Consider the following 13,343-nt stretch of genomic DNA (forward strand, 5'->3'; position numbering starts at 1 on the left):
CGGAGCCCCAATGGACCAGCTAGACCGCCGCATTATCGCCGCCCTGCAAGCCAATGCCCGGGCCTCGACCACGCAGATTGCGGCTACGCTGGGTGTGGCCCGTACGACGGTTCATGAACGGATCAACCGGATGGAGCAACGCGGCGTGATCACGGGGTATTCCGTGCGCCTTGGGTCAACGGAAGACACTCCCAAAGTGCAGGTCATCGTTATGCTTGAGGTGCAACAGAAAGAGACGACCCGTATCGTCAAGCGGCTTGAAGCTTATCCTGAGGTTAAATTGTGCCTGTCCATCAATGGTGAATTTGATCTGATGCTTTCGGCTGAGGCACCCCGGTTGGAAGATCTGGACATTCTGGTCGACGACCTGGCCAAGATCCCCGGCGTCCTGCGCACCAATACCAGCGTTGTCTTCGGGCGCAGGATTGATCGAAATTGAAGCCCCGATTACTCTCTGTAAACCGATCATTGGCTAGCTTGGCCGGGACAGATCAGAATCCCGGACCGGCAGAATGCCAATTCAAAAGATCCCGTTCTTTTTCATGCTCATGCTTGTGGCGGCAGCCCAAGCAGGCTTTGCCATGCCCAATGCGCACACCGGGGATCTGTGTGATCAGGCTGCACGGCGTGCGGCGTTGTCCGAAGGGGTACCGCTGGACGTTCTGCGCGCGATTTCACGTGTTGAAACAGGTCGTACTGTAGACGGGCAGTTCCTGCCCTGGCCGTGGACCATCAATGTTGAAGGTAAAGGGTATTGGTTCACCTCTGAAAGCGAGGCCAAAACCTATGTGTTCAAGATTTTCAAGGCAGGCGCGCGCAGCTTTGATGTGGGCTGTTTCCAGATTAACTACCGCTGGCATGGCAAGGGTTTTCGCTCGATCGAAACAATGTTCGACCCTGACCCAAATGCGTCTTGCGCTGAGAGAACCCGATTTTACCACTGCCGCGCGGATCGAATCTGCAATCAATACCGAGTTCAACAGGGCCGTGGCCATCATGCGGGATTCCGGCACGGTCGAGCTTAACGTCGCTGCAACACAGGCGGTGTCAACTGCCCATGCCATCGGGCGTATCGAAAACATACTGGTTGAACCAGAATCAAAGGCACGTGTCGTCGTCGATCAGCGTTCCGGCACGATTGTAATGGGACAAGAGGTCCGCATTTCGCGCGTCGCTGTCTCTCAGGGCAATCTGACGTTAACAGTGCAAGAGGCACCAATTGCCGTGCAGCCCAACCCGTTTGCCAGGGGTGAAACAGTGGTCGTACCCCGCACCATCGCTGGCATCGAAGAGGAAGAAGGCACCGGTCTTGCCGAAATCCCCGAGGCCACAACCCTGTCCGAAGTGGTTGCAGGTTTGAATGCACTAGGCGTGTCGCCTCAGGACATGATCGACATTTTGAAAACCATAAAGGCAGCGGGCGCGTTACACGCAGAGTTCATCGTCAGGTGACGGGCCGTTACGCAATAAGGGCGTGCTGATTGCACGCCTCTTTCGCTCTATTTTGACTTCCAGCTGTCCAGCCAGCGCCGAAACCTGGTGCGTCGTTCTTCAATAGCGTCACCCGCCGCATAAAGCCCGTCTTCCACATTTTCGATCATCGGGTCGATCCGGGCTTGCCGGAACCTGCGCCAGCGCACCCATATCGCCCAGACCACAGCGGCGAAAATCGTCAGGAAGATGATATTGAACCAAGGGATAATCCGCGCATCCGGCCCATCCACATGGTTGATGAAGATGGCGTTTGGAAAGATCGAAAGAAACTCGTTACGCCAGCCGTAATGAGTAACAACCACCCATTTCGGGTTCTCTTTGGTCGATTTGGCATCATTGGCTTCGGTATACAGGTTGGCTGTGTCGAACTTGAAATAGGGGGGCCAGCCCCAGCCGGTATCCTCGTTTCGATAAACTATGGGCTTACCGCTGTCGCGCACAGCCTGAATGAACTGCACGTCCCGATTGGCCAGGCTCGCGGATTGATCCTGCGGCTCGGACCAGAAAATCCGGGTCCAGTCGTTCAGATCCTGCCGTTCTTCATAGGTATTGACGATGCGCACAATGTCATGCTGCGGCAACGAGTACTGCAGGACCACCGCAATCGTGCCCCAGAAGATAATAATGAACGCCCATTTCACATAGGCCATGCCTAATTCCTCACATGTAATTCACAATGTAGATCAGCGCGCTAATCGCCACCCACGGCACAATATAGACACCCAGGATCAGTTTACGCCGGAACGAATTGTCATACACATGCAATCCGCGTTCGACAAAGGCTTCTTTGTTGCCCGTTTTGCCTTTTTCGTCCCACCAGTCCTCCAGCTTACGCCGCCGAATGCCGCGCGAATAGAAAGACAGCGCAACATAGGCAATCGTCTGAATCACCAGCAAGATCAGCAACAGGCGCAACAATCCGATCATATCAGCCTTTCCTCACCGAACCCCAGGGCCCGACCCGGGCGATTATGTCATCGCTGACCCGGTCATTGCCGCTCATATCCGGCTCATGCCCAAACAACGCAGCACGAGCACCTTGCTTGTCCACCTGATACTCACGTGCAAGGAAGTCGGCAACATAGGCTTTCTTGCGCTCGGGCCAGCCCGAATATGTTCGGTAGAACAGCTCTTTATGGCAGATGAACATCTGGCGCGGGTCCAGCGGAGCCAGCTCGGACAGCAGCATGTTCACCAGATCGCGGTTCGGCGTATCCGCCGCGCGCAAGGTATAGAAATAGGCTGGATGGTCCGAGGTGATGCGTGGCCATGGCCCCCCATCGCTCGCCCAGCGCAGCAATTGAGCGAGCCCGTGATAAGCCTCGGGCAGGCGATCCGAGTGATTGCGCGCCAGCCGACGCATGTCGCTGCGATCCAGCCCGGTCAGGTCGACATCTGCATCCGCAGCCGCATCGACGGTCAGGAAATCCATCTTTTGTTGCAGGATCGCGGCGGCATCCACGCCGCGCGCTTTGACAATCGGTTCGACCAGATCGTTGTAGTCCAGAAACTTGGCAATCTGGTTCCTCTGTGACGGGTCGAAGGTGTACTTGATCGGCAGATCATCCGGCTTGTCGCCCATACAGACGGCTGCCGGGTGATCCACATCCGGAAACAGATACAGTCCGCCAAAATGCGCGGTCCAGAAATTGCGCTGCTCAAAATCCGTGTGGCGCAGACGCACCGGATTGCGGGTAACATCGCCGGTTTCCTTGGCCGTTTCGATCATCTTGGCGATCAGCACATCGTCGAACCACGCATCCTCTTCGGTCTTGAACCGTTCGACCATCCCCGCCAGTTGCTGTGCCTTGCGCAAGGTGCCGCCGGCGGTGTCAGCCTCAATCTCGATCTTGCGCAGGTTTAGCAGATCGCGCGGGGTGCTGAGTTTGATAACCGAGTTCACCAACTCTCCGGCCACCGCATCGGTAGCGGTCAGGGCGAACAGCTGCGCCTCGTTCATCTCGATAAACTCGCGCAGAATATCGCGCGAAGTCGAGAATTTGACGTTCAGCAAGGGCGCGCGTTTCTGCTCGGTCGTCAGCAGGATGAACTGCCGGTTGACCCCGTTGGGGTTGAGGTAGAGCGGATCGTCCAGCTCAATCCCCACCTCGGGCGAATAGCCCGATATATCGACATGGAAATCCGTTAACGCCGTGGCCTCGCCCGCCAGATGCTGCAGCGCGCGGTTATACCGCTCGACCAGAGCCGGGCTGGAGATGTGGACGAGATTGCCGAACATCAGGCCTTTTTCGATGAGGCGGATCACTTTATCGAAGCCTCTCCAATTTCAGATTTTAGCTTTTGCCACTCCTTTTTCAGGAACGACCGCATCATCATGGATAGATCGATAGGATTGTATCTCTCGTTGGTTCTGATGGCGTGCGCTAGGTCGTGCATTTTCTCCAGAATTGGCTCAATGTCTTTGTCCTTATGGTTGACCATCAGGATAACTGTTTGAACTCGCCTATCAAACTCAAGCAACAAACCAGCTTCGTCTTCCCGATTGGCTTTGGCCATACAAAGAATTTCTACAAATTCTCTTCGTAAGTCTTCGATCCAATCTCTTCGATACTCCGAGACTTTCAAAGCCCGTTGTAGATTCCGTTCTTCAGCACGATCTTTGGCGGCCTCACTAGCGACCATTCTTCTTTCGGCATTGGAGCGTCGTTCTGCTGAATTGGTTGAAACCGTGGTAACCAGCCAAGTTAACAACGGTATCCCGACTATAGTTACAAGCTCCTTATGTTGGGAAATCCAAGTATTCGCGGTTGACAGGAATTCTACTATCGTCACCCCTTCCCCTCCAAATACCGCCGCTTGGCGCCTTCCATCCGGCCCATCTTACGCACAGCGTTTTCGATGGCGACTTCGTCGCTCTTGTTGGAAGAGCGAAGCTTGCCCTCGAATTCGGTATTCGTCTGTTGCTCCACTTGTCTCATCCCACCCTCTTGAATCGACCAACGACCACAACTGCCAGTACCAACAACGGCAACGCAAACGCCCGCGCTGTGATCTGCAAGTTGAACCCGAAATACGACACCACACTGCCCTCAAACAGTATGAGGGATTCTTCCCAAGAAGTACCTTCAAACCCGCTGCCCGCGTTCACGCCGAACTGGGTCAGAAACAGCACAAGCACGGCGCCTAGAAATCCGAAAACGCCCCAACGCAGAGGCAGGATCAAACCCAAAACAAGAGCTAAACCGGAAACTGCGAAGACAAGCATCACCCCTTCCCCTCCAGATACCGCCGCTTAGCCTCTTCCATCCGGCCCATCTCACGCACCGTGTTCTCAATCGCGACCTCGTCGCTCTTGTCGGCATAGCGGAACTCGCTGTCGGCGTAGCGGTTGATCTCTTGCATCACCATCTCGACCGTGATCGGCTGACGCAGGTCTTCGATCATCGCTTTCTTGGTGTCGTAGTCGCGGAACAGGAACAGGTCGGGGTTTTCCATCCACTCGTCGGGTAGTTCGAAATCCATCGCGCGAACCTTGACCGCGTCGGTGATGTTCTTGATCGCGCGGCCGGTGAACCGCTCATCCGCCTTCTGGATCGCCTTTAGATAGGTGCCCAGCTTAGCGATCGTGTCCATCTGGCCGATCTCGCCCGAAACCCGGTCATAGACCTGCAACAAAGCATCCTCATGCGGGCGCGAGTGGCTTTCGAAACTGGCGGCGACGGCCTTTTTGATCTCTTGCGCGGCATAGGCGTCGTGTTCGCCCAGCGGGATGTCGTGGTTGCGGCCCATCAGCAGGTGCAGGATGTCGATGTAATCCTCGCGCGTCTGCGGCCCGTCCACCAGAAACCGCGCGCCCGCCCGCTGGCGCAGGGCGTCGTCCACATTCTCGGGGTAGTTCGAGAACATGCCAAAGGTGCAATTGCCGCGCACGACGGTGTTGGCCCCCGCAAAGCTCTCCATCAGAACTGCGGTGATTTCCAACTGCCCGGCTGATGATTGCCTGTCGCCGCGTTTGCCCGCCAGCTGGTCGATATCGTCGATAGTGCCGAAGCCGATGACCGAGGGGTCGACGATCGTGTTGATAAACGCCTTGGCGTTCTGGCCGGACTTACCCTGATAACTGTCGATATTGTCAGTGCTCAGGTTCTGATAGCGGAAGGGATAGCCCGCGTTCTGGCAATAGTCGTGGACCAGCCCGGCCATCATCTGGATCAGCGTGGTCTTGCCGGTGCCCGGTTTGCCGTCGCCCATGAAGGTAAAGATGAACCCGCCAAGCTCCGCAAACGGGTTCAGGCGGCGGTCGAAGTCATAGGCCATCAGCATCTTGGCCAGCTTCATCGCCTGATACTTGGCGATATGGTTGCCCACCACCTCGTTCGGTTTCTTGAACGTCATGGTCAGGGTGGTGGATTTCGCCTTCGAGGCCGGCTCAAAACCCCTAATTGTCAGGTCATCGGCCTCGATATGCCAGGCCGCGCTCTGGAACGGGCCCAAATGGCCAGCAGACTGGGCGCGCAGGGCGACTTTTTCCATCAATTGCTCGGCATAGGCGCTGGTGGCCGCGATCAGGTGGCCATCGTCGGGGGCGTGTTTGGCCAGCGTCTGATCCAGCTCCCACAACGCACCATGCAGGGCGAGTTGGCCATTGTCGGTCAAAACCTCTTCGATCTCGCCAATATCGACGGTGGTCTCGCCCAGATGCGAGGACATCAAGTAAGCCAGCGCATTGCCGAACGTGTGCAAGGTGATCAAAGCCTCAGCCGTCAGCAGTTCCGAGAATTCAGTCCTGCGCGCAGCCGGCAAATCCCCGGCCAGATTGGCCCGTTTCAGATCGGCCAACGGCGTCTGGTCCGCATAAGCCTCGGCCACACCCAAAGCGATGGCAATCGCGCGGCGAATGGCTTGCTGTGTCGTAGCCTGAGGCGGAGACACCAGCGTATCCCCATCGTCCGACGCCTCGATCCGTTCAGCCAGATGCACACCGTCCGAACGCACCGCGCGCCGCGTGACCAGCCCCGGCGTGGTAGATCGAAACCGCCGCCCCGTAGAAACCCCCGGAGATCGTTCAACAACCGCTTCCACCGCCTTGCCAATCCTCGGCGCGTGTTCAAACCCGTTCAGCAAAGCGGTCGCTGCTTGATAGTGCTTGCGAATGTCGTCCTCGCGTAATTCCATCTGATCTGACATCAAACTCATCTCTTGAACCGCTCTTGCTTCATCTTTTCAAAAATACTCTCGCCGAAGGCGAAACTAATAGCGCAAAACCTGCCCCGCTTTGCTGACAACAAACTTGTTCACATCGACAAACCCCGGTGGGTTGCGCTCGGCCAGAACCTGAAACGGGCGTTGGGGCAGGATGATCGATCGCTGGGTGCGCGTGGCCCCTGTCTCGGCCCCCTGACCGCCAAAGGGGTCCAGCGCAAAGATCTCGCGTTCGACGGTGGAAAACCATCCGGCGCGTTCCTCGATCACCTGTTCGCTTTCCAGCTCCTCGGTGGTCCAGGCCAGCGCCCAATCTTGACCTTCGGGTGCCTGTGCGTCCTCCAGCACCTGCCGCAAAGGCCCGGATTGCTCGGTATAGGCCGAGGAATACATTGGCCCCACATGAATGCGGCGCAGGTGTTTGGGGTGCAGGTCGTCAAAATCCTGATCAAAGCCTTTGGCGATGGTCACCAGTTTCAACCCGCCCAAAGACTGCGCCATCAGATGGGCCTGCACCTCGGGCCAGCGGCGTTGGTCTTTGGGCAGAGCAGTCTTGCCGCTGTCTTCCAACTGCATCAGGTAGATGACCGGCAGGTTGATCTGGCTGTCATAGACCGCCCAATGGATCATGAACTTGCGCCGCTCGCCCTCATTCCCGATCCAATGGCATTCGGGATCGTTGCGGGCCCAGAACAACTGACCTTTCAGTAATTCTTCATAATAGAGCCTTTGAGACAGCGCGAATTGCAGCTTGGTGGGGATCTCCCGATCGCCAATAATCGTCCGCACCATGTCGGTTTTCAGGTCATCTTCTGAGGGCATATTCGCCAGATGCACCTGCGCCTGCTGCGCGTCATTGGCCATGGTCAGCAACTCGGCCGCCACCGGAAACCCGCTGTCACGCTTGTCCATGGCGAGGCTGCCAAAGAACCGCCCCGTATCGCGCCCGACCAGCAGGTATTTCATGCTGAGCGCCCGGAACGTGTAGAGCAGTCCCGAGAGATAACGCGAGATGATCCGCACCTCTTGCTTGCTGATCGCGCCCTCGGCCTCCATCGTCGCGGCCACGCGCAGAAGGTGGACGGTGATCACCTCGAATTTGCGGAAATAGCGGCGCGAGGCGAAGGTGTCGGTCAGGCCAACATGGTCTTGGGTGGGGTTAGTCATTTTTGGATTCACTACAACCAGTTCCACGGCATTGATTGAGCCGCCATGGCAGGAGAAAAACGTCTGAGATCAGGTACAACGCGAAGATAATAAGCCCGAAGATTATGCTAACCGGCCCGCCATATAGAGTGAGAAAACCGAGCAGCTTATAAGTTCCGCCTTCAGCACCCAATTTATGCAAAAGAGCTGGTAGGCCATAAATCGGGATCGGCCAAACTACGAGAAAGAGGCCAATCCTGAGAAGCCGTACGTCTTTTCGGCTAAACCACTTCATCCGCCATACAAGTTCTTATCGTGCTTCTCGACAATCGAGGCAAACCGGCGGGCAAAGCGTTCGTCCGCCTTGGCCTTTTTCTCCAGCACGTCGCGGGCAAAGACCATGTGGTCCTCATGCGCTTCAAGCATGTCGGCCATTTTCTGGTTGGTCGCGGTGCCGATGGCGGCCATGGCGGTTTGCGCCTCTTGGTCGGTCTGCACGCCGATCTCGTTGATGCGGTGGGCCACGTCCTGCTGCTGTGCGGTTTTCAGCGATTTGGTCAGGGCGTCATACAGCACCACGCGCTGCTGCGTGTCTGTCTGCAGCTTGTTGATCAGCACCATCTGTGTCGCCGCCTGGTTCTGCAATGAATCGACCCAGGTCTTGCCTTTCTCGATATAGCGCTCCAGCGTCTGCGACTTGGCCAGCTTGACCTGCTCTTCCTGAACCTTGGCGTTGTATTGCTTGTTCAGCTCGGCCAATTCAGTCTCTAACTGGGTGCGCGCGGCCGCGTCCTGTTCGACGCTGATTTTGTTCTCCAGCGTAATGATCGTCGGGTCCATGCCCTGAATCTCAATACGCAACGCCTCAAGCTCAGCCACCGTTGCTTCTCGATCATCCAGCGTTACGGTCAGGTTGTCCTCAACCTTGACGCGCTGCTCTTCCAGCACCGACAATTGCCCTTGCAGCAATTTCACGATCACGTCCGATTTAGCGATCAGGTCCTGCAGCTTGTCGTCGATATTGGCAGTGCGCATCCGTTCCTGCCGCATCGACTCGGATTTGCCTTTCGAGAAGATGCCGACAAACGACTCCCACCCGGTTTTCGAGCGCATCTCATCGAAATCCTTGGAAAAGGCGTTGGTGACGTCGTCCAGACCCATGATCAACTCGGCGATATTGGCGTTCATCACCTCGGTATGGGCGTGCACATCCTCAAGCGTGGCGTTTTCGATGTCGATATCGGCCTCGGCGGTGCCGATCTTGGCCCGCGCTGCTTCGATGCGCGATGTCAGCCCTTCGATCTGCGACTGGCTTTCACGCACCTTGGTTTGCGTTTCTTTAATCAGCGCCTCAAATTGCTGGTTCGACATCGGTTCTATCCCTTTTTTATTCTATTACCCAATAAGATAGGGAATGTTACGTCTATTTACATCCCCTGCGAGTCAAATATCCCCTGAACCTTGGCAAACTCAGCCTGAAAAAGATAGGCGCGAATTGCTAAGCTGCTCGTGTGGCATATGATCAAATCTGGATTGATCCGACCACCATTGTGGACATAGACAATCCAGACCCCACCTGATTGGGTGCGTTGAACAAAATTCCTGCCGGAGGCTGACCCATGCTGGACGCGACAACCGATCTGAAATCTCTTTTGAAAAACCCCGACCTTTTGGCGACCAAGGCCTATATCGGCGGCCAGTGGGTGGATGGGGACAATGGTACTTTTGAAGTGACCAACCCCGCCCGCGGCGACGTGGTGGCCGAGGTGACCGATGTCAGCCGTGCTCAGGTGGCAGGCGCGATTGCACAGGCTGAGGCCGCACAAAAAGAGTGGGCCAAGCTGACCGGCAAGGAACGCGCAGTGATCCTGCGCCGCTGGTTCGATCTGATGATGGAAAACGCTGAGGATCTGGGCAAGATTCTGACGGCCGAGCAAGGCAAACCCCTTGCCGAGGCGATTGGTGAAATCGGATACGGCGCCTCCTTCATCGAGTTCTTTGGTGAAGAAGCCAAACGTGTCTATGGCGAGATGATCCCGGGTCACCAGCGTGACAAGCGGATCATGGTTTTGAAACAGCCCATCGGTGTTGCTGCGTCGATCACACCATGGAACTTCCCCAACGCGATGATCACCCGCAAGGCCGGGCCTGCCCTTGCTGCGGGTTGCGCCTTTGTGGCACGCCCCGCTAAGGAAACACCCTTGTCCGCGCTGGTTCTGGCTGTTTTGGCCGAAAAAGCCGGCATTCCGGCTGGTGTGTTCAACGTCGTACCCTCGTCGCGCGCCAGCGAAATCGGCAAGGAATTCTGCGAGAACCCCGGTGTGCGCAAGCTGACCTTTACCGGTTCGACCGAGGTTGGGCGCATCCTGCTGAAACAGGCCGCCGATCAGGTGATGAAATGCTCGATGGAACTGGGCGGCAACGCGCCGTTCATCGTGTTTGACGACGCCGATCTGGATGCAGCGGTCGAAGGCGCGATGATGTGCAAGTTTCGCAACAACGGTCAAACCTGCGTCTGCGCAAACCGTATCTACGTGCAGGCCGGTGTCTACGATGCCTTTGCCGCCAAGCTGAAAGCCGCTGTTGAGGCGCTGAAAGTTGGTGACGGTCTGACAGACGGAACCACAACCGGCCCGCTGATCAACGCTGAAGCCGTTGCCAAGGTTGAAGAGCATATCAAGGACGTAACCGACAAGGGCGGTGCTGTTCTGACCGGCGGCTTGCCCCACGATCTGGGCGGTACCTTCTTCCAGCCGACCATCGTGACGGGCGTGACCCAGGACATGATGGTGGCTCAGGACGAAACCTTTGGTCCGCTGGCCCCGTTGTTCAAGTTTGAAGATGAGGACGATGTCATTGCCATGGCGAATGACACGATCTTTGGTCTGGCCTCGTATTTCTATGCCAAAGACCTGAGCCGCGTCTACAAAGTGGCCGAGGCGCTGGAGTACGGCATCGTCGGTGTGAACACCGGCATCATCTCGACCGAGCTGGGCCCGTTTGGTGGCGTCAAGCAATCCGGTCTGGGCCGCGAAGGCAGCCATCACGGCATGGAAGACTATCTGGAAATGAAGTACGTCTGCCTGTCGGTTTGATCCTTTAGTGCCCCGGTGCAAAGTACCGGGGCCGTTCGGTTTGTCATAAAACTGCAAATAAACCGTCACATCCCTGCAATGACCCGGGTTCATCCCCCTCGTATCCAACTGAGAGGGGATACTTACCGATGTCATTGCGCTATGCCTGCCTGACATCTGCCCTTGCCCTGACCGCTGGTCAGGCCGTGGCAGAGATGAACTTCAACCGAATTGCGTCCTTCCCGGTCGTCAAGAACATGGCCGAGGGCGCGGATACAACCCGTGAGACTTCGCCCGAGATCATCGCGGCCACCGCTGACGGCATGACGCTGGTCTACACCGACAGCCCGATGGGCGTGATCGGCATGATCGATATAACCAACCCTGCAAGCCCGGCACCGTTGGGTGCGATGGAGGTGGGCGGCGAGCCGACATCCGTGGGCATCGTTGGCGCGACGGCTTTTGTGGGCGTGAACACGTCAGAAAGCTATACCGCCCCGTCCGGCAAACTAATCTCGGTCGATATCGCGGGCAAATCGGAAACCGGTGCCTGTGATCTGGGCGGTCAGCCCGACAGCGTCGCCATCGCCCCCGATGGTAGCTTTGTCGCCGTCGCCATTGAAAACGAACGCGACGAAGACCTGAATGAAGGCATCATCCCACAACTGCCCGCTGGGTCGCTGGCTCTGGTGCCACTGAAAGACGGCACACTGGACTGCGCGGACATGAAGATGGCCTCGCTGACCGGTTTGGCAGAGGTCGCGCCGACCGACCCTGAGCCGGAGTTTGTGGACATCAACGCCCTCGGCGAAACCGTCGTCACTTTGCAGGAAAACAACCACGTCGCAGTGGTCGACAGGGACGGCAACGTGGTCAGCCATTTCTCGGCAGGCGCGGTTGATTTGGAAGGCATCGACACCACCGATGAACGCGGCGCGTTGATCTTCACCGAAAGCCAGCCGGGCCGTTTGCGCGAACCGGACGCGGTGAAATGGATCGACGACAATCACTTCGCGACCGCCAACGAAGGTGACTATGAAGGCGGGTCGCGTGGTTGGACAGTTTTCCACAAAGACGGCACCGTTGTTTACGAAAACGGCACCGATTTCGAGAAGGCCATCATCCAGATCGGACACTACCCTGACAAGCGTTCAGACAGCAAAGGTGTTGAGCCGGAAAGCGTGACCGCGGCCACCTTTGGCGGCACACCGATGATCTTCGTCGGGGCCGAGCGCGCCTCGGTCGTGGGTGTCTATGACGCCACCGATCCGGCCAACCCCGTGCTGAAACAGCTGCTGCCCTCGGGTGTTGGCCCGGAAGGTTATGTGGCGATTCCCGACCGCAACCTTCTGATCTCGGCCAATGAAAAAGACCTGATCGAAGATGGCGGCCCTCGCGCGCATGTTTCGATCTTTGAATATCAGGACGCCCCGGCCAACTATCCGCATCTAACCTCGGAAGGTGCGGATGAGCTGATCGGGTGGGGCGCTCTGTCCGGTCTGGTCGCGGATGAAGACGGCATGATCTATGCGGTCAATGACAGCTTTTATGGCTTCCAGCCGTCGATCTTCAAGATCGATCCCAGCCAACAACCGGCTCGCATCGTAGACGTGATCCGCATTCACCGCCAGGATGGCAACCCGGCGCAGAAGCTGGATCTGGAGGGCATCACGCTGGACGGCAAAGGTGGTTTCTACGTCGCCTCCGAAGGCCGCACCGACCGCGTCATCCCGCACGCGATCTATCACGTCTCGGCTGAAGGTCTGGTCAAGGACCGCAAGGGCGAGATTGGCCTGCCGCCGGAGTTAATGGCCGTTGAAAAACGCTTTGGTTTCGAGGGCATCACCAAGGTTGGTGACACCCTGTGGATGGCTGTACAACGCGAATGGAAAGACGACCCCAAAAACCACGTGAAACTGGTGGCCTATAACCTTAAGACCAAGGAATGGGGTGCCGTGCATTACCCCAAGGCGAACCCGGAAAAAGGCTGGGTCGGCCTGTCGGAAATCGTTGCCTTTGGTGATCATGTCTACGTCATCGAGCGCGACAACCAGCACGACCACCGCGCCGTAACCAAAAAGATCTACCGCATCCCGCTGTCCGAAATGACCCCAGCCCCGCTGGGTGGCGCATTGCCCGTGGTCAGCAAGCAAGAGGTCCGTGACTTGCTGCCCGACCTGACCTCGACGGGTGGATACGTTCTGGACAAGATCGAAGGTCTGGCCATCCTGCCCTCGGGCGAGGCGTTTGTGATGACTGACAATGATGGTGTTGACGATGCCTCGGGCGAGACGATGTTCTGGTCGATCGGGTCGGTAACGGCTGGGAATTGACCTACTTGCATAACTTGAGAAACCCCGCACAAAATTGTGCGGGGTCATTTTACTTCAGACGTTAGATTTTAACCCTTTGCGGCTTGTTAGATCTGCTGCCGATTCTGTGGGCGCATTCGGCGGCCGCTATTTC

Annotated in this window: 12 protein-coding genes and 1 pseudogene; 4 read left to right on the top strand and 9 right to left on the bottom strand. The window is 57.1% G+C overall.

Going from position 1 to position 13,343, the window contains the following annotated elements:
• The first annotated feature begins 10 nt into the window (after positions 1–10).
• Both ACR3EH_RS10165 and ACR3EH_RS10170 read left to right on the top strand, forming a co-directional pair.
• Complete coding sequence (locus ACR3EH_RS10165; RefSeq protein WP_171188134.1) at positions 11–439, top strand: Lrp/AsnC family transcriptional regulator; 429 nt, start codon at positions 11–13, stop codon at positions 437–439.
• 452 nt (positions 440–891) lie between these two features.
• A pseudogene (locus ACR3EH_RS10170) lies at positions 892–1,452 on the top strand (flagellar basal body P-ring protein FlgI); the annotation flags it as partial.
• Positions 1,453–1,499: 47 nt separating this feature from the next.
• Here ACR3EH_RS10170 and ACR3EH_RS10175 read toward each other — a convergent pair.
• The 9 genes from ACR3EH_RS10175 to ACR3EH_RS10215 form a co-directional block, all read right to left on the bottom strand.
• Entirely contained in the window at positions 1,500–2,144 is a 645-nt protein-coding gene (locus ACR3EH_RS10175) for a DUF1523 family protein (RefSeq protein ID WP_171188136.1), read from the bottom strand.
• A gap of 10 nt (positions 2,145–2,154) precedes the next feature.
• Positions 2,155–2,421: a hypothetical protein gene (locus ACR3EH_RS10180; protein ID WP_171096559.1), complete on the bottom strand. Its 267-nt coding sequence runs from the start codon at positions 2,419–2,421 to the stop codon at positions 2,155–2,157.
• Position 2,422: 1 nt separating this feature from the next.
• On the bottom strand, positions 2,423–3,760 hold the full coding sequence (locus tag ACR3EH_RS10185; RefSeq protein WP_171188138.1) for a DUF6638 family protein: 1,338 nt from the start codon (positions 3,758–3,760) through the stop codon (positions 2,423–2,425).
• Entirely contained in the window at positions 3,757–4,287 is a 531-nt protein-coding gene (locus ACR3EH_RS10190) for a hypothetical protein (protein ID WP_171676405.1), read from the bottom strand. The genes ACR3EH_RS10185 and ACR3EH_RS10190 overlap by 4 nt, the downstream gene beginning before the upstream one ends.
• Positions 4,284–4,433 carry a hypothetical protein gene (locus ACR3EH_RS10195; RefSeq protein WP_171188141.1) on the bottom strand — a complete coding sequence of 50 codons (150 nt, stop codon included), beginning with the start codon at positions 4,431–4,433 and terminating at the stop codon, positions 4,284–4,286. The genes ACR3EH_RS10190 and ACR3EH_RS10195 overlap by 4 nt, the downstream gene beginning before the upstream one ends.
• The gene (locus ACR3EH_RS10200; protein ID WP_171188143.1) at positions 4,430–4,720 is read right to left on the bottom strand and encodes a hypothetical protein; all 291 of its coding nucleotides are present in this window, start codon (positions 4,718–4,720) and stop codon (positions 4,430–4,432) included. Before ACR3EH_RS10200 ends, ACR3EH_RS10195 begins: the two co-directional genes overlap by 4 nt.
• On the bottom strand, positions 4,720–6,651 hold the full coding sequence (locus ACR3EH_RS10205) for an AAA family ATPase (protein ID WP_171676403.1): 1,932 nt from the start codon (positions 6,649–6,651) through the stop codon (positions 4,720–4,722). Before ACR3EH_RS10205 ends, ACR3EH_RS10200 begins: the two co-directional genes overlap by 1 nt.
• 54 nt (positions 6,652–6,705) lie before the next feature.
• On the bottom strand, positions 6,706–7,824 hold the full coding sequence (locus tag ACR3EH_RS10210) for a hypothetical protein (RefSeq protein ID WP_171188147.1): 1,119 nt from the start codon (positions 7,822–7,824) through the stop codon (positions 6,706–6,708).
• A gap of 270 nt (positions 7,825–8,094) precedes the next feature.
• Positions 8,095–9,174 carry a coiled-coil domain-containing protein gene (locus tag ACR3EH_RS10215; protein WP_171188150.1) on the bottom strand — a complete coding sequence of 360 codons (1,080 nt, stop codon included), beginning with the start codon at positions 9,172–9,174 and terminating at the stop codon, positions 8,095–8,097.
• Positions 9,175–9,422: 248 nt separating this feature from the next.
• Here ACR3EH_RS10215 and ACR3EH_RS10220 point away from each other — a divergent pair, with 248 nt between their 5' ends.
• Together ACR3EH_RS10220 and ACR3EH_RS10225 are read left to right on the top strand one after the other, a co-directional pair.
• Positions 9,423–10,898, top strand: coding sequence for an NAD-dependent succinate-semialdehyde dehydrogenase (locus tag ACR3EH_RS10220; protein ID WP_171188152.1), 1,476 nt, complete (start codon positions 9,423–9,425; stop codon positions 10,896–10,898).
• A 128-nt stretch (positions 10,899–11,026) separates the two neighbouring features.
• Positions 11,027–13,210: an esterase-like activity of phytase family protein gene (locus ACR3EH_RS10225; protein WP_171188154.1), complete on the top strand. Its 2,184-nt coding sequence runs from the start codon at positions 11,027–11,029 to the stop codon at positions 13,208–13,210.
• Positions 13,211–13,343 lie beyond the last annotated feature (133 nt).

The sequence above is a fragment of the Ruegeria sp. BG7 genome (genome assembly GCF_056535685.1).

Excerpts from the sequence above, each read along its gene's own strand:
- ACR3EH_RS10205 (WP_171676403.1), bottom strand. The coding sequence starts at position 6,651 with ATGAGTTTGATGTCAGATCAGATGGAATTACGCGAGGACGACATTCGC.
- ACR3EH_RS10215 (WP_171188150.1), bottom strand. The coding sequence starts at position 9,174 with ATGTCGAACCAGCAATTTGAGGCGCTGATTAAAGAAACGCAAACCAAG.
- ACR3EH_RS10165 (WP_171188134.1), top strand. The coding sequence starts at position 11 with ATGGACCAGCTAGACCGCCGCATTATCGCCGCCCTGCAAGCCAATGCC.
- ACR3EH_RS10195 (WP_171188141.1), bottom strand. The coding sequence starts at position 4,433 with ATGAGACAAGTGGAGCAACAGACGAATACCGAATTCGAGGGCAAGCTT.
- ACR3EH_RS10200 (WP_171188143.1), bottom strand. The coding sequence starts at position 4,720 with ATGCTTGTCTTCGCAGTTTCCGGTTTAGCTCTTGTTTTGGGTTTGATC.
- ACR3EH_RS10220 (WP_171188152.1), top strand. The coding sequence starts at position 9,423 with ATGCTGGACGCGACAACCGATCTGAAATCTCTTTTGAAAAACCCCGAC.
- ACR3EH_RS10175 (WP_171188136.1), bottom strand. The coding sequence starts at position 2,144 with ATGGCCTATGTGAAATGGGCGTTCATTATTATCTTCTGGGGCACGATT.
- ACR3EH_RS10225 (WP_171188154.1), top strand. The coding sequence starts at position 11,027 with ATGTCATTGCGCTATGCCTGCCTGACATCTGCCCTTGCCCTGACCGCT.
- ACR3EH_RS10180 (WP_171096559.1), bottom strand. The coding sequence starts at position 2,421 with ATGATCGGATTGTTGCGCCTGTTGCTGATCTTGCTGGTGATTCAGACG.
- ACR3EH_RS10210 (WP_171188147.1), bottom strand. The coding sequence starts at position 7,824 with ATGACTAACCCCACCCAAGACCATGTTGGCCTGACCGACACCTTCGCC.